The following is a 17,921-nucleotide window of genomic DNA, read 5'->3' as shown; positions in this document are numbered from 1 at the left end:
AATGTTCTTGGGGTGATGGTGCTTCGGAATGTGGAACATTGACCATTAGGTCTGGAACCTGCTCGAGCGAGCTAGTACTGCAGTCATTCTTCGGGATGGATGCGTGGAACGTGAGTGAGAGGTTGGGGGATGGGCCGAGGCGCGCTGTTGGGTCCTGAGGAATCGGGCCTGCCTGAGTGATCAGGTTGGACTGTTTCTTCTGGGTCACGGTCACACTCGTTTGGGTGTGGTTGGTGGCTGGGGCCGGCCTTCGATAAACCGTCGAGGGGGTTCTTGTTCTGGGTGTGTTGTTTCCCTGGGGTGAGGGTTCTTCTTGGTAGGTGTCGGGTTGGGGCTGGTGTTCCTGCCCGTATTTTGAGAACTGTATAGTGGACGCGAGCATCTCTTTGTAGCGTAATTTTGCTTTTAGTTTTGTGACAAGCTACTAAGGGCAATCGGTGGATGTCTTGGTACCAAGAGCCGATGAAGGACGTTGGAGCCTGCGATAAGCCCCGGGGAGTTGGCAACCGAGCTGTGATCCGGGGGTGTCCGAATGGGGAAACCCAGCTGGCATTCTAAAGCCAGTTACCAGTGCCTGAACACATAGGGTTCTGGAGGGAACGCGGGGAAGTGAAACATCTCAGTACCCGTAGGAAGAGAAAACAATAGTGATTCCGTGAGTAGTGGCGAGCGAAAGCGGATGAGGCTAAACCATGTGCGTGTGATAGCCGGCGTGCGTTGCGTATATGGGGTTGTGGGAGCATTCAGGTCTTAATGCCGTGAGACCGGAGAGTTATCAATCACTGTTGAAGTCGAATCTTCTGGAATGTTGAGCCGTAGTGGGTTATAGCCCTGTAGGCGTAAGACAGTGACTCTCGAGTGTTTTCCCAAGTAGCACGGGACTCTTGAAATCTCGTGTGAATCTGGCGGGACCACCCGCTAAGCCTAAATACTTCTTGGTGACCGATAGCGGACTAGTACCGTGAGGGAAAGATGAAAAGTACCCCGGGAGGGGAGTGAAATAGTACCTGAAACCGGTTGCCTACAATCCGTCGGAGCATTCACTTTGTGGGTGTGACGGCGTGCCTTTTGAAGAATGAGCCTGCGAGTTAGTGGTGTGTGGCGAGGTTAACCCGTGTGGGGTAGCCGTAGCGAAAGCGAGTCTGAATAGGGCGATATAGTCGCATGCTCTAGACCCGAAGCGGAGTGATCTATCCATGGGCAGGTTGAAGCGTGGGTAAGACCGCGTGGAGGACCGAACCCACCAGGGTTGAAAACCTGGGGGATGACCTGTGGATAGGGGTGAAAGGCCAATCAAACTCCGTGATAGCTGGTTCTCCCCGAAATGCATATAGGTGCAGCGTCGTGTGTTTCTTACCGGAGGTAGAGCACTGGATGGTCTAGGGGGCTTACCGGCTTACCGAAATCAGCCAAACTCCGAATGCCGGTAAGTGAGAGCGCGGCAGTGAGACTGCGGGGGATAAGCTCCGTAGTCGAGAGGGAAACAGCCCAGATCACCAGCTAAGGCCCCTAAGCGATTGCTAAGTGGAAAAGGATGTGGAGTTGCCCAGACAACCAGGAGGTTGGCTTAGAAGCAGCCACCCTTGAAAGAGTGCGTAATAGCTCACTGGTCAAGTGATTCCGCGCCGACAATGTAGCGGGGCTCAAGCAATCCGCCGAAGCTGTGGCACTCACACAAGTACCCGGTGTCGACTTGATCGACATCCAGGTGTGTGGGTGGGTAGGGGAGCGTCGTGCAGCGTGTGAAGCAGCCTAGTGATGGAGTTGTGGATGCTGCACGAGTGAGAATGCAGGCATGAGTAGCGAATGACGGGTGAGAAACCCGTCCGCCGGATGATCAAGGGTTCCAGGGTCAAGCTAATCTGCCCTGGGTAAGTCGGGACCTAAGGCGAGGCCGACAGGCGTAGTCGATGGACAACGGGTTGATATTCCCGTACCGGCATTAACACGACCCGACCGAACCCGCTGATGCTAAACCAATGAAGTCATGATGTCTTCGGACGGATTGGTGGAGTTGGTGACCCGAGGTGGTAGTAGGTGCATTGAGGAGTGACGCAGGAGGGTAGTCCAACCGCGGCGATGGTAGGCGCAAGCTGATCCGCGGGCAAGGTGGTAGGGCGAGGCATAGGCAAATCCGTGTCTCATATAGCCTGAGAGCCGAGGCGGACCCGTTCAGGGGAAGTGGATGATCCCATGCTGCCGAGAAAAACTTCGCAGTGAGTGTTAGAGCCGCCCGTACCCCAAACCGACACAGGTGATCAGGTAGAGAATACCGAGGCGATCGAGTGAACCATGGTTAAGGAACTCGGCAAAATGCCCCCGTAACTTCGGGAGAAGGGGGACCGGATCCGTTACACCACTTGCTGGTGGAAGCGGTGATGGTCGCAGAGACCAGGCCCAAGCGACTGTTTACTAAAAACACAGGTCCGTGCGAAGAAGTAATTCGATGTATACGGACTGACGCCTGCCCGGTGCTGGAACGTTAAGGGGACAGGTTAGCTGGTTTCGGCCGGCGAAGCTTTGAACTTAAGCGCCAGTAAACGGCGGTGGTAACTATAACCATCCTAAGGTAGCGAAATTCCTTGTCGGGTAAGTTCCGACCTGCACGAATGGCGTAACGACTTGGGCGCTGTCTCAACCGTGGACTCGGCGAAATTGCATTACGAGTAAAGATGCTCGTTACGCGCAGCAGGACGGAAAGACCCCGGGACCTTTACTACAACTTGGTATTGGTGGTCGGTACAATTTGTGTAGGATAGGTGGGAGACTGTGAAGCTCGGACGCCAGTTCGGGTGGAGTCATCGTTGAAATACCACTCTGATTGTTCTGGCTGTCTAACTTTGGTCCGTTATCCGGATCAGGGACAGTGCCTGGTGGGTAGTTTGACTGGGGCGGTCGCCTCCTAAAAGGTAACGGAGGCGCTCAAAGGTTCCCTCAGCCTGGTTGGCAATCAGGTGTCGAGTGTAAGTGCACAAGGGAGCTTGACTGTGAGACAGACATGTCGAGCAGGGACGAAAGTCGGAACTAGTGATCCGGCGGTGGCATGTGGGAGCACCGTCGCTCAACGGATAAAAGGTACCCCGGGGATAACAGGCTGATCTTCCCCAAGAGTCCATATCGACGGGATGGTTTGGCACCTCGATGTCGGCTCGTCGCATCCTGGGGCTGGAGTAGGTCCCAAGGGTTGGGCTGTTCGCCCATTAAAGCGGCACGCGAGCTGGGTTTAGAACGTCGTGAGACAGTTCGGTCCCTATCCGCTGCGCGCGCAGGAGACTTGAGAAGGGCTGCCCCTAGTACGAGAGGACCGGGGTGGACGAACCTCTGGTGTGCCAGTTGTTCCGCCAGGAGCACGGCTGGTTGGCTACGTTCGGGAGTGATAACCGCTGAAAGCATCTAAGCGGGAAGCACGCTTCAAGATGAGGTCTCCCACCGGGTTAACCGGGTAAGGCCCCCAGTAGACCACTGGGTTGATAGGCCAGAAGTGGAAGCGCCGTAAGGTGTGGAGCTGACTGGTACTAATAGGCCGAGGGCTTGTCACACACTTAAACTTCAAGCCTTGATTTTGCGCTATGTAACGATGTTCGCGTTCGCTGTACGGTTCCCAGGATACGGTCACCCCCAGCAATCACACCCTCAAGGGGTGTGTGGCTTGGCAGGTTGATAGTGTTCTCATAGAGTTTCGGTGGCCATAGCGTCGGGGAAACACCCAGTCTCCATTCCGAACCTGGAAGTTAAGCCCTTCAGCGCCGATGGTACTGCGACCGGGAGGTCGTGGGAGAGTAGGACGCCGCCGGACATTCACACTGTTAAGGGCCACCCCACAAGGGGTGGCCCTTAACATTTCCCCAGACGCTTTGTACCGCCGAAGACATCCCGACAGCGGACCGCCCCTGACGGTTTCCCGCCGCGGACCGCCCTGACGGTTTCCCGCTGCGGACGGCCGGACTGCACGGGCCGCATCGCATCGAGCTCGGCCGCCGCCGGCCACTGGCGGTCGCCGGCGTCGGAGGCTTCGGCTGTAGGCACGGACGCCTGGACGGTTCCCGGCCGCCGGCACCCCGCGCTGAGTGCGGCTCTGTCTGCCGGCACCTGCGCTGAGTGCAGTCCTGTCTGCTGCTCAACTGCCGCGCTGTCGGCACCCACCGCCTGGACGATCGCCCCCGGACAGTTCCCGCCCGCGCGTTCTCCCTGGTCGCTTGAGGCCAGCGCGACCTTCACCCCGCCCACTCTTCACCGGCCTTGCTCGTCTGACGCCATCAACCCCTTCGCTACAGCGTCCCGGCAGTCCGCACTTGGCAGGTCGCCTCCAACAGTCCGCGCCACTGGCCCGCACGAGTAGCCCGCACCAGTAGCCCGCACCAGTAGCCCGCACCTGGTCAGCCTTCGCGTGGCGCCGCGCCGTACCTGGCCGCGGTCGTTCGCCCCGCGCCACGGCTCGTGCCATCAACCGCGCCGGTCCGCTGCCTTCAGCAGGCTGTACGCCACAGACTGCCTCAGCAGGCGCCCGCAGTAGCCCCGCCTCGGCAGCCCGTACCTGGCGCCCGCGTCTCGCGGTGGGACCGCTTCAGCTCGTCGACCTCGACGTACAACTCGACGCCGTCGTCGGCGGTGAAGATGTACGGCGTACCGGGCTCGGAGCCGAACGGCTCCGCCTCGAGCTGCTTGCGCTGCCCCGAGCGCCGGCCGATGACCGTCCGCTCGACCGCCACACCGGCCGCCGCTCCCGCGGCCAGCACTCCGATCTCGTAGTTCCCGCACCGGCCACTACCCAGTATCTTGGCCGTTCCTTCGCCCAGCTTGCTCGACCCGGCGCCGTGAACCGCTCCGGCGCCTCAGCAGCCCGCTCTCAGCAGCCGGCATCCCAGCACAGGGCACTACGCGGGTCCGGGCGTCCCGCTCCTTCGCCCGGACCCGCCTGGCGCCAACAACCGACCCCGACCCACAGCGTTGCTCCGCTGCTTCGGGTGACCGCCTCGGCGGCCAGTACATCGCAGTCCTCAGCTTGTTCGCAGGGCCGGCCCGCGCGGAACGCGGCTCCTGGTCGCCGATCTTCGCGATCGGTTCTTGTCCGCCGGACGCGCTACCGCCTGCCGCACGCCGCGACAACAGAACCCCGGCCCGGCGCGGAACCACTCAACTCACGCTGACCAGCTCAACGCGTCCACTCGCCAGGGCCAGTCTCAGTCCGTCTCGCATGCCCACTGCCCTGGTGCGCCGGACGACTCAGCTGACCCCCGCGCGAAACCACTTAACTGACACCGACCGGCCCAGCGCCTCGGCCACCCGTGCGTCGCGGTGGGGTTGGGTTGCTGTGGGAGGTTCGGGTGGGGGTTGGTGGGAAGTGGGCGATGCGGTGGATTGTTGGGATGGACGGTAACGTTTGTCCGATTACAGTTCTTCAGCATTGTTAGGAGTCATCGTGGCGACGCCACCTCGCAATCCTCGCTCCGGTTCAGGGGACCGTCGCGGTTCCTCCGGGGGTTCCGGCCGGTCCGGCCGTTCTGGGGGTGGACGCTCCGACTCCGGCAATCGCTCGGGTTCCGGTCGGTCCGGTTCTGGTGGCTCCGGGGCTGGGCGGTCTGGCTTCGGTGGTTCGGGGCGGTCTGGCTCGGGTTCGAGTGGCTCTGGTTCGGGTGGATCGGGCGGTTCGGGAGCGGGACGGTCCGGGGCTCCTCGGTCGGGCGGTCCTCGGTCTGGGGCTGGTGCCGGGGGCGGGCGGTCTGGGGCCGGGTGGTCCGGGGCCGGTGGTTCGGGCGGTGACTCGGCGCGTGGTGGTTCGGGCTCTGGTTGGTCGGGATCGGGCGGTGGGCGTTCGGGTGGGTCTGGGCGCGGTGTATCCGGTTCCGGGTGGTCCGGGGCCGGTGGAGCTCGGGCTGGCTCTGGCGGGGCAAGGACTGGTACCGGCGGGGCGCGTGGGGGGTCTGGTCCGCGTTCTGGTGGGGCGCCTGCGGGGCGCGGTGGGTTTGCCGGCGGGCGGTCCGGTGGGGCTGGGCGTTCCGGTGGTTCGTCGTACGGGGATGGTTCGTCGGAGAATCGGCGTGGGTTTGCCGGGTCTCGGGGGGATGACAAGGCGCGGCGGGAGCCGTTCGGTGGGCAGATGGCCGGTGACGGGCGCGAGGACCGCGGCGGGTACCGTCGCGATGAGCGTGGCGCTGGGCGCGGGGCTGGTGCGGGCCGTGGGGTAGCCGGTTCGCGGCGGGACGACCGTGGCGGACGTGACGAGCGCGGTGGATACCGGCGCGACGAGCGCGGTGGTGACGAGCGCGGGGGGTACGGCGCCGGCCAGCGTGCGGACCGTGGTGAGTACGGGCGTGACGAGCGCCGAGACAGCCGTGGCGGGTACGGGCGTGACCAGCGCGGAGACAGTCGCGGTGGGTACGGGCGTGACCAGCGCGGGGACAGTCGCGGTGGGTACGGGCGCGACGAGCGCGGGGACAGTCGCGGGTACGGGCGTGATGAGCGTGCGGACGGCCGTGGTGGCGAGTCGCGCGGCGGGCGTGGCGGCGAGGATCGTGGTGGGTTCCGGTCTGAGCGCGGTGGTGACGGCGGTGGGTTCCGGCGGGATGAGCGTGGGGGAGACTCGCGCGGCGGGTTCCGGCGGGATGAGCGGGGTGGATACCGGCGTGACGACCGTGGTGGGGACGAGCGGGGTGCGTACGGCGGTGGCCAGCGTGCGGACAGCCGTGGTTCGGACAGCCGTGGTGGGTATGGGCGGGATGAGCGTGCGGACAGTCGGGGTGGGTTTCGGCGGGATGAGCGTGGTGGGGACTCGCGGGGGCGGGGGCCGGCTCGGGCTGGTGGGGCTGGGCGCGGGGAGCGTGGGGGTTTTCGGCGGGATGAGCGGGATTCTCGGGGGCGGGATGATCGGCGGGGTGGGTTCCGGCGGGAGGAGCGTGAGGAGAAGGTTGGGCCTCGGCGCGATGACCCGAAGATTCCGGAAGGGATTACCGGGGCCGAGCTCGATCGTGGGGTGAAGGCCGAGCTTCGGTCGTTGCCACGGTCGTTGGCCGATCTGGTGGCGCAGCACCTGGTGGCGTCGGGGCGGTTCCTCGATGACGATCCGGAGCTGGCGTACCAGCACGCGCGTGTGGCGCGGCGCCTGGCGGCGCGGCTTGGTGGGGTGCGTGAGGCGGTTGCCATCACGGCGTACCTGGCTGAGCACTACGACGAGGCGCTCACCGAGTTTCGTGCGGTACGGCGGATGACCGGGAACCACGAGGTGCTCGCGATGATGGCCGACTGCGAGCGGGCGCTCGGGCGGCCGGACAAGGCGCTGGCGCTGACCAAGGACAAGCACGTGCACGACCTGTCCGAGCCGACGCAGATCGAGCTGCTGATCGTGGCGGCCGGCGCGCGGCGGGACATGGGGCAGAACGCGGCGGCGGTGCAGATGCTCGACGTACCGGAGCTGACGAAGCGTACGAAGGCGGACTGGTTGCCGCGGTTGCGGTACGCGTACGCCGACGCGCTGGAGGCTGTTGGTCGTACGGATGACGCACTGGTGTGGTTCCACCGGGCGGCTGGTGTCGACGGGGACGGTACGACGGGTGCCGCCGAGCGGGCCGCGCAGCTCGAGGGGCTCGAGTTCACCGACCTCGACGAAGACGACACGGTCGTGAACGACGAGTACTTCGAAGACGAGTACGCCGACGAAGCCGACGCTGACGAGGACGAGGACGCCGACGAGGCGGACGGCGGCACGGACGAGGTCGACGTGGACGAGGTCGACGTGGACGAGGTCGACGTGGACGAGGTCGACGTGGACGAGGTCGACGTGGACGAGGTCGACGTGGTCGACGCGGCGGATGACGCTGACGGCGTGGACGTTGCGGGTGCGGCGGAGGCTGAGCTGGTCGCTGGAGATGAGGACGCCGACGACGCTGACTCTGACGTAGCGGCTGGGTCTGCGGTAGCGGAGCGGGACGACGCGGAGGCGAACAGCGGCGATGAGGCCGGCGGCGGTGCGGGGGTTAAGGGCGGCGGGGAGTAGGGGTTGTGGGTGGGGGGTTGGTGGTTGGGGAGTTGGTGGCGGCTGCGCTTTTGAAGGGGGCGCGGCGGTTGGAGATGTCGGTGGGGATGGTGGCGGGTGGGGAGGATGACGCCATCCATCAGGTGCGGGTGTCGTGCCGGCGGTTGCGGAGTGACTTGAAGTTGTTTCGCAAGCTGCTGGCCGGCGACTGGGCTACCGGGCTGCGCGCCGACCTGGCGGCTCTGGCTGACGCCTGTGGTGAGGCCCGTGACCTCGAGGTGATCGCCGCGCTCGTCCGCGAGAACACCACGAGCGAGGACAACGAGGAGCACGTCGACACGATCCTCACCGCCCTCACCCTCGGCCTGGACCGCGCAGCCGCCCGCGCGACCGAGGTCGTACTAGGCGATTCCACCAGAGACCTGCTCAACACCCTGGAAGCCATCGCCGCAGCCCCCGACCTCAAGCCGAGCGCGGACAAGCCCTGCAGCGAGGTCCTGCCCAAGCTCCTTCACGCAGCCACCGAGAAGTTCAATCAGGAAGCCGACAAGCTCAAGCCGTGGTCCCCGGACGACGACTGGCACGAGGTACGTCTCCTGGCGAAGCGCGTCCGGTACGCCGCCGACACCAGCGCCGCCGTGCTAGGCGACGAAGCCAAAGCCACAGCAGCCCACGCAGCGACCTACCAGGAGCTCCTGGGACAGCACCAGGACCACTGCGCCGCGGCAGACGCGCTGACAGCCATGGCTGACGACGCGGCGGCTCAGGACGACCCAGAGCTCTCGTTCACCCTCGGGCGCCTCACAGAGCGCCACAGGGCGGCTCGCAAGCCCCTGCGCGAGCAGTTCCTCAGCTTGTACCACCGGCCCTGACCCTCAGAGCATCCGGAACAGCAGCCCTACCCGCGGCTTCGGCCCGAACGACGTGGCCTTCTGCGGCAGTACGACGCCCTGTGCCGCGGAACGTAGTACCTGGTCCATGGTGGGCGCGGTCAGTTCAACGGCGACCTGCCGGGCGTCAGCCAGTGCCAGCGCATCAGCAAGCGTGTGGTGAAAGCCCAGGTTGTCCTCAGCGACCCCCCACGCCGGCAGCAACACCTCGTGCAGCAGCGTCACCGTAGGTGCGTCGGACGCACTGTGCAGCGTCAACCAGCTCGAGCCGTCCGTCACCGAGATGCGGTTCGGGTCGCCCTCCACGCGTCCAGGTTGCATCTGCCAGTCACCAGGTGTCCGCAGCCGCACGGTATCCAGGTCGAGACCCGGTATGACCCGGTGGATCGGATCCAACGTCAGCGGATGCCGTACGTAGTCCACGAGCATCGCCAGACCCACCGCCGCGCCCGGCCGGTACGGCTCCCGCAGCTGACGTTCCAGGTACGCCGCGTATCGGTGGTGTCCGTCCGCGATCAGCGCTTCGTGCTTGGACAGCTCCTCCGAGATCTCTGCGATCAGAGCTGGGTCCTCGATGCGCCAGATCCGGTGCTCAGCCCCGTGATCTGTCTCGGCCTCGAGCCAAGGCTCCCCATCCCGTGCCGCGTCCACGGCGTCACTGGCCGCACCACCTCCGGAGTACGCGAGCAGGATGGGCTCGAGATCCGCGTCGGTCGCCTCCATCAGCCGCAGCCGGTCGTCGACCCAGTGCGGCATCACGTTCTCGTGCGGAAGTACGACGCGACGGGTCGGATCCAGCCGCAGCAAGCCGATCAGGCCGCACAGTACGGCGCCGCCCAGGCGCTGCTCGTACACGTACAGCGCGGGTCGCTCGTCCTGTATCACCACGCCGTCGCGCTGCCACCCGGCGAGCCGGTGCGCGGGTTCGTCGTACCGCCCCGGTCCGAGCTCCGGATCGCGTGGAAGGATGAGCCTCACCATGTTGTGCAGATCAGAGTCAGTCAGCCGCCGGACGATGGCGGGTTCCAGTACGTCGTACGGCGGTGACGTGACGGCCCCCAGCGCACTCACCTTGCCCGCGACGAACCGCCACGCGCGCAGGGGATCGAGTCTCAGTACCGCATCCGGCATGCGCGGAATCGTACGGGGTGATTCATGAGCAAGGAACGAACCGCTCCAGAACCGCTGTCCGCGTGTGACGAAGCGCTCGCGAGCCGGTACGACGTAGCGCTGCTGGACCTCGACGGCGTCGTGTACGTCGGGCCCGATCCGGTGCCGGACGCGCCCGAGAACCTGCGCAAGGCCGCCAAGGAAGGCATGCGGATCGGGTACATCACGAACAACGCGAGCCGGCCGGCCCGGGTGGTTGCCGAGCACCTCGCGTCGTTCGGGCTGGACGTGATCGCCGACGACGTGGTGACGTCCGCGCAGGCCGCCGCGAAGCTGATCGCGAACGAGTTCCCCAAGGGTTCGCCGGTGCTCGTGGTCGGTGGCGAGGGGCTGCATGTCGCGCTTGAGGAGTACGGGCTGACCCCGGTCCGGTCGAGTGACGCGCACCCGGTCGCGGTCGCGCAGGGCTTCGACCCGGACGTGAACTGGGTGATGCTCGCCGACGGCGCGCACGCGATCAACGAGGGCGCGAAGTGGTTCGCGACCAACATGGACGAGACGATCCCGACCGCGGCGGGCAAGGCGCCCGGGAACGGCACGCTGGTCCAGGCGGTCCGCGCCGCGGTCGAGGTCGATCCGGTGGTCGCCGGAAAGCCCGAGCCGCCGCTGCTGGAGACGAGCATCGAACGCCTGAAAGCCAAGCGCCCGTTGATGATCGGGGACCGGCTGGACTCCGACATCGAGGGTGCGAACGCGGTCGGTATCGCGAGTCTGTGGGTGGCGACCGGGGTCCACGACGCGTACGACCTGGCGCGGGCGCCGAAGAACCGGCGCCCGACGTACATCGCGGCAGATCTCAGTGCGCTCGCCGAGAAGCAGCCGGGCGTGACCGTGGACGGCAGCAAGCACACGTGCGAGGGCTGGACCGCCGAGGTCGTCGACAACGCGGTGACGGTCAAGGGCGAGGGAGCGCCGTACGACGGTCTGCGCGCGATCCTGTCCGCGGTCTGGACCGCGGTCGACGCGCCCGCCGAGCCGGTGAAGCCCGTCAAGGCGACCACCCGGGCCCGGCGGCCCCGGCCGAAGCCTGCGCCGACAGCGGATTCGATCGCGCTGGATGCCGCGCTGCACCGGATCGGCCTCGACAAGTAGGGAGGTCTGCCTGGTATTGCGGCGCCGAGGCGATACCGTTGCTGGGACGACGCTAGGAGGCAGTCATGGTGATGGACGCGCTGCGCGGATACGTACAGCTGGCGAACGGGCTGACCGAGGTCACCAAGCAGAAGGCCCAGTCCGCTGCGAAGGCGCTGTTGCAGCAGACCGGGGCGGACTCGCTGACGACCAGGGTGAGTGACCTGGCCGACGAGATCGTTGCCACCAGCAAGAGCAACCGTCAGCTGCTGCAGGCGATCGTGGCGAACGAGGTCGAGGGCGCGGTCGCGCGGCTCGGGTTCGTCCGCTCCGAGGAGGTTGCCGCGCTCACCCGCCGGGTGAAAGCGCTGGAGACCGAGCTGGCCGAGGCACACGCCGCCGCGGCCGCCCGGGAGTCAGCGCAGGAGTCGGTACGGGAACCTGCCCCGGTTGTCGAGGCGACCGTGGTCGAGGACCTGCCGGTCAAGCAGACGCCACCGGCGAAGAAGGCGGTTGCCAAGAAGGCCGCGCCGGCCAAGAAGGCTGTCGCGAAGAAGGCGGCCAAGAAGGCTCCCGCGAAGAAGATCGCGAAGAAGGCCTGAGATGACTGAGCATCCTGGCGAGCAGTTCCCACCGGACGTGGATCCCGACGTGGAGCCGGGCTTCGATCCGTACGGGTCGGAGGAGACCGAGGCGCAGCCGGACTACGACACCGAGCCCGGTGCTCAGGACCATGTCGATCCCGCGGCGGTCGAGTTCGGGCCCGAGTTCGCCCGGGCACCCGGGCAGGAACACGAGCACGCCTTCGAGGCCGGCTCCGCCGAAGACCCGGCCGAGGACCTTCCCCAGGACGAGCTGGGCGCCGGATCCTCGGCGTACGGCGACGACAGCGCCGAGGGTGGTCATCCGTTGGTGGAGGAGACGATGGCGCGGCTGGACGACTTGCGTGACCGGCCGGTCAGTGAGCACGCCGACGTGTACGCCGACCTGCACGAGCGGCTGCAGTCCGCGCTGGTCGAGGCCGACGCCGAGCAGAACGACCGGGGCTGAGCGGCCGAGAGTGGCCAAGGCCAAGGCAGTCAAGCGGTCGCGACTCGACGCCGAGCTGGTCCGGCGTCAGCTGGCGCGCTCCCGGGAGCACGCCAGTGAGCTGATCGCGGCCGGCAAGGTGAAGGTCTCCGGGGCGGTGGCGAGCAAACCGGCGACCGGCGTGGCCGCGGACGCCCCGATCGTCGTCGACACGTCCGACCACGACGACCCCGGGTACGCGAGCCGCGGTGCGCACAAGCTGATCGGCGCGCTCGAGGCGTTCCCGGACGTGCAGGTGAAGGGCCGCCGTACCCTCGACGCCGGTGCGTCGACCGGCGGGTTCACCGACGTACTGCTGCGCAACGAGGCCGCGCACGTGATCGCGGTCGACGTCGGGTACGGGCAACTCGTGTGGGCGTTGCAGACCGACGAGCGCGTCACCGTGATGGACCGGACCAACGTCCGCACGCTGACGTTGGCCGACATCGGCGGGGATCCGGTCGATCTCGTGGTCAGCGATCTGAGCTTCATCAGCCTGACGCTGGTCCTGCCCGCGCTGCTCGGCGTGGTGAAGCCGGACGGCGAACTGGTACTGATGGTGAAGCCGCAGTTCGAGGTCGGCAAGGACCGCCTCGGCAAGGGCGGCGTCGTCCGCGACCCCGAGCTGCGCGCCGACGCGGTCCGGGGCGTTGCCGCGAAGGCGCAGGAACTGGGATGGGGGATCGCGGGCGTCGCTGCCAGTCCGTTGCCTGGTCCGTCAGGAAATGTCGAATACTTCCTGTGGATACGTCGGGAAGCGCCGCCTCTCGATGAGACGATGCTCCAGTCGGCCATCGAGCGTGGCCCGCAATGACCGGGGCGGTGGGGTGGGAAAAGAGTGAAGGGAGCGGCAGGGTTGGCTGAGCACGAGCCACGGCGCGTGCTGCTGGTGACGCACACCGGCCGGGAGCAGGCGGTCGAGGTCGCCCGCGACGCACACCGGCTGCTGACCGGCGCCGGGATGCAGGTCCGGTTGCTCGGCGGTGAGGCCGAGGAGCTCAAGCTCGACCCGGTGGAGATCGTCGACGACCCGGAGAAGGCGGCCAGCGACGTCGAGCTGATCATGGTGCTCGGCGGCGACGGCTCGATCCTGCGCGGCGCCGAGCTGGCCCGTCCGCACGGTACGCCGGTGCTCGGGGTGAACCTGGGCCACGTCGGGTTCCTGGCCGAGGCCGAGGTGGACGACCTGGAGCGGATCGTCCAGGTCGTGGTCGACCGGACCTACACGGTCGAGGAGCGGATGACGCTGGCCGTCGACGTACGCCTCGACGACGAGCTGATCTTCGAGACCTGGGCGCTCAACGAGGCCAGCATCGAGAAGGCCGCCCGGGAGAAGATGCTCGAGATCCTCGTCGAGGTGGACGACCGCCCGCTGTCGCGCTGGGGCTGCGACGGTGTCGTGGTCGCGACCCCGACCGGCAGTACGGCGTACGCGTTCTCGGCCGGCGGTCCGATCGTCTGGCCGGAGGTCGAGGCGATCCTGCTCGTGCCGCTGAGCGCGCACGCGTTGTTCTCCCGGCCGATCGTGGTGGCGCCGACGTCGCGGCTGTCGATCGAGCTGGTCCCGACCTGGAACGGGCGCGGCGTGCTGTGGTGCGACGGCCGGCGGATGGTCGAGGTGCCGCCCGGCGCCGAGATCACGCTCCGGCGGGCCGCGACACCGGTCCGGCTGGCCCGGGCGCACGAGGCGCCGTTCACCGACCGGCTGGTGGCGAAGTTCGACCTCCCGGTTCTCGGCTGGCGCGGCGCCGCCGAACGCAAACGCAACGGAAACGGAAACTAGAGCCATGCTGTCAGAGATCCGCATCACCGGGCTGGGCGTGATCGAGGACGCGACGTTGGACCTCGACCCGGGTTTCACCGCTGTCACGGGCGAGACCGGCGCCGGCAAGACGATGGTCGTGACCGGTGTGAACATGCTGCTCGGAGGTCGCGCCGACAGCGGTCTGGTGCGGCACGGGACCCGGCGGGCGCGGGTCGAGGGCCGCGCGAGCGCCGTACCGCGGGCGATCGTGCAGCAGGCCGAGGACCGCGGCGGCGAGCTGGACGACGACGAGCTGCTGATCGCGCGCGAGCTGTCGTCCGAGGGCCGATCGCGGGCCTTCCTCGGTGGTGCGTCCGTACCGGTGTCGGTGCTGGGCGAGGTCTCCGGCGATCTGGTCGCGATCCACGGGCAGGCGGATCAGTGGCGGCTGCTGCAGCCGGCCCGGCAGCGCGAGACGCTCGATACCTTTGCCGGCAAGGCGGTTCTCGTTCCGCTGCAGGAGTACTCCGCGGCGTACAAACGGCACCGCGAGGTCGAGGCGGAGCTGACCGAGCTGACCACCCGCGAGCGCGACCGCCTGGCCGAGGCGGATCTGCTGCGGTTCGGACTGGACGAGGTCGCGAAGGCGGAGCCGTTGCCGGGCGAGGACATCGAGCTCGCGGCCGAGGAGGAGCGCCTCGCGTACGCCGACGGTCTCCGGACTGCGGCCACCACCGCCGCGGACGCGCTGGCGTCGGAGGACCTCGATTCGAACCGGCCGAACGACGTACTCGGCCTGCTGGCGTTGACGAAACAGGTCCTCGACGCCGAGCGCGACCACGACCCGAAGCTGGCCGAACTCGCGGACCGTGCGGGCGAGCTCGGTTACCTGGCAGCGGATCTGGCGCAAGAGCTCTCGTCGTACGCCGCTGATGTCGACACCGATCCGGCCAGGCTGTCCGTGGTGAGCGAGCGCCGTTCGCTCCTGCACGGGCTGGTGCGCAAGTACGGTGCCGACGAGGGTGTCGTCGATGAGGTGCTGGAGTGGGCGAAGCGGGCCGCGACCAGGCTGGCCGAGCTCGACGGCAGTGACGAGCGGGTCGAGCAGTTGACGGCCGAGCTGGCCGAGCTCGATGCGAAGCTCGCGGAGCTAGGCCGGCAGATGCGCGAGGCCCGGATCGAGGCCGCGGAACGCCTGGGCGTCGCGGTCTCGGAAGAGCTGACCGGGCTGGCGATGCCGCACGCGAAGCTGTCGGTGGAGGTGCACGAGACGACGGCGGGTCCGTTCGGGATCGACGAGGTCGAGTTCTGTTTCGCGGCGAACCCGGGCAGCCCGGCACGACCGCTGCAGAAGGCCGCATCGGGTGGTGAGCTGTCGAGGGTGATGCTCGCGCTCGAGGTGATCCTGTCGGACACGCATCCCGTGCCCACGCTGGTGTTCGACGAGATCGACGCCGGGATCGGCGGGCGTGCAGCGGTCGAGGTCGGCAAGCGGCTCGCGCGGCTGGCCGAGAAGGCACAGGTGATCGTGGTGACGCACCTGCCGCAGGTGGCCGCGTTCGCCGATCGTCACGCGGTCGTCCTCAAGAGCGACGACGGCTCCGTCACCACGAGTGGCCTGGTCGCGCTGGACGACGACGCCCGGCTCAAGGAACTGTCGCGGATGATGGCCGGCCTGGAGAACTCCGACGCCGCCCAGGCGCACGCCGAAGAACTGCTCGCGCTCGCCGCGGAGCGTCACAAACCCAAGAAGAAAAGTCGTTCCAAAGGATGATTTATCGCCCCAAACACGCACAGTCACCGTTAATTCGGTGCGTGAACAAGGGGGCACTCGGGTAAATGAACCGGTAGGGGGCTCTTGACATGGCAGGATGAGAGCGCGATGAAACTGCCCAGCCTGCGGAGAGCACGTACCACTGAACTGCCCGGTGTCACCGGTGTGGTCCGGCTGGATCGGCGTACCAAGAATCTCACCAAACGGCTCCGGCCGGGCGAGATCGCGGTCATCGACCACGTCGACCTGGACCGGGTGAGCGCCGAGGCGCTGGTCGACTGCAAGGTCGCCGCGGTGGTGAACGTGGCCGATTCGATCAGCGGCCGGTACCCGAACCTCGGGCCGGAGATCCTGGTCGAGGCCGGTATCCCGCTCGTCGACGGCGTCGGCCGCGAGGTGTTCTCGATCCTGCACGAGGGGGAGCGCGTCCGGCTCGACGAGGGCACGCTGTACCGCGGTCACGAGGCGGTCGCGAAGGGCCTCGCCCAGAACAGCAAGTCGGTCGCCGAGCTGATGGAGGACGCCCGGTCGGGGCTGTCCACCCAGCTCGAGGCGTTCACCGCGAACACCCTGGAGTACCTGCGCCGGGAGAAGGACCTGCTGCTCGACGGCGTCGGCGTACCCGAGATCCACACCCCGATGGAGGGCAGGCACGTCCTGATCGTGGTCCGCGGGTACGACTACCGCGACGACCTGGTCGCGCTGAAGCCGTACATCCGCGAGTACCGGCCGGTGCTGATCGGTGTCGACGGCGGCGCGGACGCCCTGGTCGAGAACGGGTACGTCCCGGACCTGATCGTCGGCGACATGGACTCGGTCAAGGACGAGACGCTGAAATGCGGCGCCGAGGTGGTCGTGCACGCGTACCGTGACGGCCGCGCGCCCGGCTCCGAACGGCTGGAGCGGCTCGGTGTGGACTCGATCGAGTTCCCGGCCACCGGCACCAGCGAGGACGTCGCGATGCTGCTCGCCGACTCCAAGGGCGCCTCGCTGATCGTCGCGGTCGGCACTCACAACTCGCTGGTGGAGTTCCTCGACAAGGGCCGCTCCGGGATGGCGAGCACGTTCATCACCCGGCTCCGGGTCGGAGCGAAGCTGGTCGACGCCAAGGGCGTCGGCCGGCTCTACCGCAGCCGGGTCTCGACGTTCCAGGTGGTCGCGCTGATCGTGGCCGGCCTGTTCGCGGTCGGAATGGCGATGGTCGCCATCGGCGCGGACGATGTCTTGTGGTCGATCCTTCGGGCACGCTGGAGCGACTTCGTCTATTGGATCCGGGAGCTGTTCCAGTGATCGACTTTCGCTACCACATCGTCTCGATCGTGGCGATCTTCTTCGCCCTGGGCGCGGGTGTGGTGCTCGGCGCCGGTCCGCTGAAGGGCACCGGCAGCGAGATCGTGGCCAGTCAGGCCGAGAAGGACCGCCAGCAGCTCACCGACGCGCGCGCGGAGCTGGTCCAGCTGAAGGCGCTCGACAAGTACCGCGACGACTACGTCGCGAAGGTGACCGCCGGGCTGACCGACGGCAAGCTGGCGAACAAGAAGATCACGCTGGTGACGATGCCGAACGCCGACAGCGACCTGAGCGACGGTGTCCAGGCCGAGCTGGAGAAGGCCGGCGGCACGGTCTCCACCAAGGTCTCGCTGGACTCGAAGCTGTTCGACACCGGGCAGCGCCAGCTGGTCGACACGCTCGTCCAGCAGCTGGTCACCGCGGACATGGACTTCCCCAAGGACAGTACGACGTACCAGCGGGCCGGGCTGCTGCTCGCCCGAGGGGTCGCGGCCAAGGAAGAAGGCAAGACCGCCGACGCGGACTCCATCAAGGTGCTCAGCGGGCTGACCGGCGCGAAGCTGCTGTCGCTCAAGCCGTCGACGGTCAAGGACCGGTCGAGCCTGATCGTGGTGATCGCCGCGCAGCCGCCGACGCCGCTCCCGGACAACTCGTCGTACGTCGATGCTGTGGACTTCATCAAGGGCCTGGACATGGGCAGCGGCGGAGTCGTCGTGGCCGGTACGCCGGACACCGCGAACGACGGCGGCCTGCTCAAGGCCTTGCGGAGTGACTCCGACGCCACCAAGATCGTTTCCTCGGTGGACGTGGCCGATCTCCCCGCCGGTCAGATGACGGTGGTCTTCGCACTCGCCGAGCAGGCGACGGGCAAGGCGGGGCAGTACGGCGCGATCAACGCGAAGAACGGCGTGGCGCCGTCGGCCGTACAGACGAAGGACAACTGAC

At 66.9% G+C, this 17,921-nt stretch carries 13 protein-coding genes and 2 rRNA genes; 13 read left to right on the top strand and 2 right to left on the bottom strand.

The window, feature by feature from the left end:
* Positions 1-414: 414 nt before the first annotated feature.
* Together FB475_RS05080 and rrf are read left to right on the top strand one after the other, a co-directional pair.
* Positions 415-3,539 (top strand): 23S ribosomal RNA (locus FB475_RS05080).
* Positions 3,540-3,678: 139 nt separating this feature from the next.
* Positions 3,679-3,796: ribosomal RNA gene (rrf, locus tag FB475_RS05075) — 5S ribosomal RNA — on the top strand.
* A gap of 697 nt (positions 3,797-4,493) precedes the next feature.
* Here the strand turns inward: rrf and FB475_RS05070 are convergent.
* Entirely contained in the window at positions 4,494-4,736 is a 243-nt protein-coding gene (locus FB475_RS05070) for a hypothetical protein (RefSeq protein WP_238331966.1), read from the bottom strand.
* Positions 4,737-6,215: 1,479 nt separating this feature from the next.
* On the opposite strand from FB475_RS05070, the gene FB475_RS36640 reads away from it, so the two are divergent.
* From FB475_RS36640 to FB475_RS05055, 3 genes are all read left to right on the top strand, one after another.
* Positions 6,216-6,974 carry a hypothetical protein gene (locus FB475_RS36640; protein ID WP_185759078.1) on the top strand — a complete coding sequence of 253 codons (759 nt, stop codon included), beginning with the start codon at positions 6,216-6,218 and terminating at the stop codon, positions 6,972-6,974.
* Positions 6,971-7,990, top strand: a complete 1,020-nt coding sequence (locus FB475_RS05065) for a hypothetical protein (protein WP_238331965.1) — start codon at positions 6,971-6,973, stop codon at positions 7,988-7,990. Before FB475_RS36640 ends, FB475_RS05065 begins: the two co-directional genes overlap by 4 nt.
* 74 nt (positions 7,991-8,064) lie before the next feature.
* Entirely contained in the window at positions 8,065-8,841 is a 777-nt protein-coding gene (locus tag FB475_RS05055) for a CHAD domain-containing protein (protein WP_337678212.1), read from the top strand.
* Between the two features lie 3 nt (positions 8,842-8,844).
* On the opposite strand, the gene FB475_RS05050 is transcribed toward FB475_RS05055, so the two are convergent.
* On the bottom strand, positions 8,845-9,990 hold the full coding sequence (locus FB475_RS05050) for a DUF1015 family protein (protein WP_141852988.1): 1,146 nt from the start codon (positions 9,988-9,990) through the stop codon (positions 8,845-8,847).
* Positions 9,991-10,014: 24 nt separating this feature from the next.
* Between FB475_RS05050 and FB475_RS05045 the strand changes: the two genes are divergently transcribed.
* The 8 genes from FB475_RS05045 (at position 10,015) to FB475_RS05010 (ending at position 17,920) form a co-directional block, all read left to right on the top strand.
* Entirely contained in the window at positions 10,015-11,121 is a 1,107-nt protein-coding gene (locus FB475_RS05045) for an HAD-IIA family hydrolase (protein ID WP_141852986.1), read from the top strand.
* 65 nt (positions 11,122-11,186) lie between these two features.
* Positions 11,187-11,702, top strand: a complete 516-nt coding sequence (locus FB475_RS05040; protein WP_141852984.1) for a phasin family protein — start codon at positions 11,187-11,189, stop codon at positions 11,700-11,702.
* A gap of 1 nt (position 11,703) precedes the next feature.
* Positions 11,704-12,150: a hypothetical protein gene (locus tag FB475_RS05035; protein ID WP_141852982.1), complete on the top strand. Its 447-nt coding sequence runs from the start codon at positions 11,704-11,706 to the stop codon at positions 12,148-12,150.
* Between the two features lie 10 nt (positions 12,151-12,160).
* A complete protein-coding gene (locus FB475_RS05030) occupies positions 12,161-12,982 on the top strand; it encodes a TlyA family RNA methyltransferase (protein WP_141852980.1) in 822 nt (273 codons plus the stop codon).
* A gap of 42 nt (positions 12,983-13,024) precedes the next feature.
* Positions 13,025-13,951 carry an NAD kinase gene (locus FB475_RS05025; RefSeq protein ID WP_141852978.1) on the top strand — a complete coding sequence of 309 codons (927 nt, stop codon included), beginning with the start codon at positions 13,025-13,027 and terminating at the stop codon, positions 13,949-13,951.
* A 4-nt stretch (positions 13,952-13,955) separates the two neighbouring features.
* Entirely contained in the window at positions 13,956-15,686 is a 1,731-nt protein-coding gene (gene recN / locus FB475_RS05020; protein WP_141852976.1) for a DNA repair protein RecN, read from the top strand.
* 108 nt (positions 15,687-15,794) lie between these two features.
* Positions 15,795-16,976 carry a putative cytokinetic ring protein SteA gene (gene steA, locus FB475_RS05015; RefSeq protein WP_141852974.1) on the top strand — a complete coding sequence of 394 codons (1,182 nt, stop codon included), beginning with the start codon at positions 15,795-15,797 and terminating at the stop codon, positions 16,974-16,976.
* Entirely contained in the window at positions 16,973-17,920 is a 948-nt protein-coding gene (locus tag FB475_RS05010) for a copper transporter (protein ID WP_141852972.1), read from the top strand. The genes steA and FB475_RS05010 overlap by 4 nt, the downstream gene beginning before the upstream one ends.
* The last annotated feature ends 1 nt before the right edge of the window (position 17,921 follow it).

This window comes from Kribbella jejuensis, assembly GCF_006715085.1.
In the GTDB taxonomy this organism is placed as follows: Bacteria; Actinomycetota; Actinomycetes; order Propionibacteriales; family Kribbellaceae; genus Kribbella; species Kribbella jejuensis.
The sequence above is the reverse complement of the archived record's forward strand: the minus strand, read 5'-3'. Positions and strand labels throughout refer to the sequence as shown.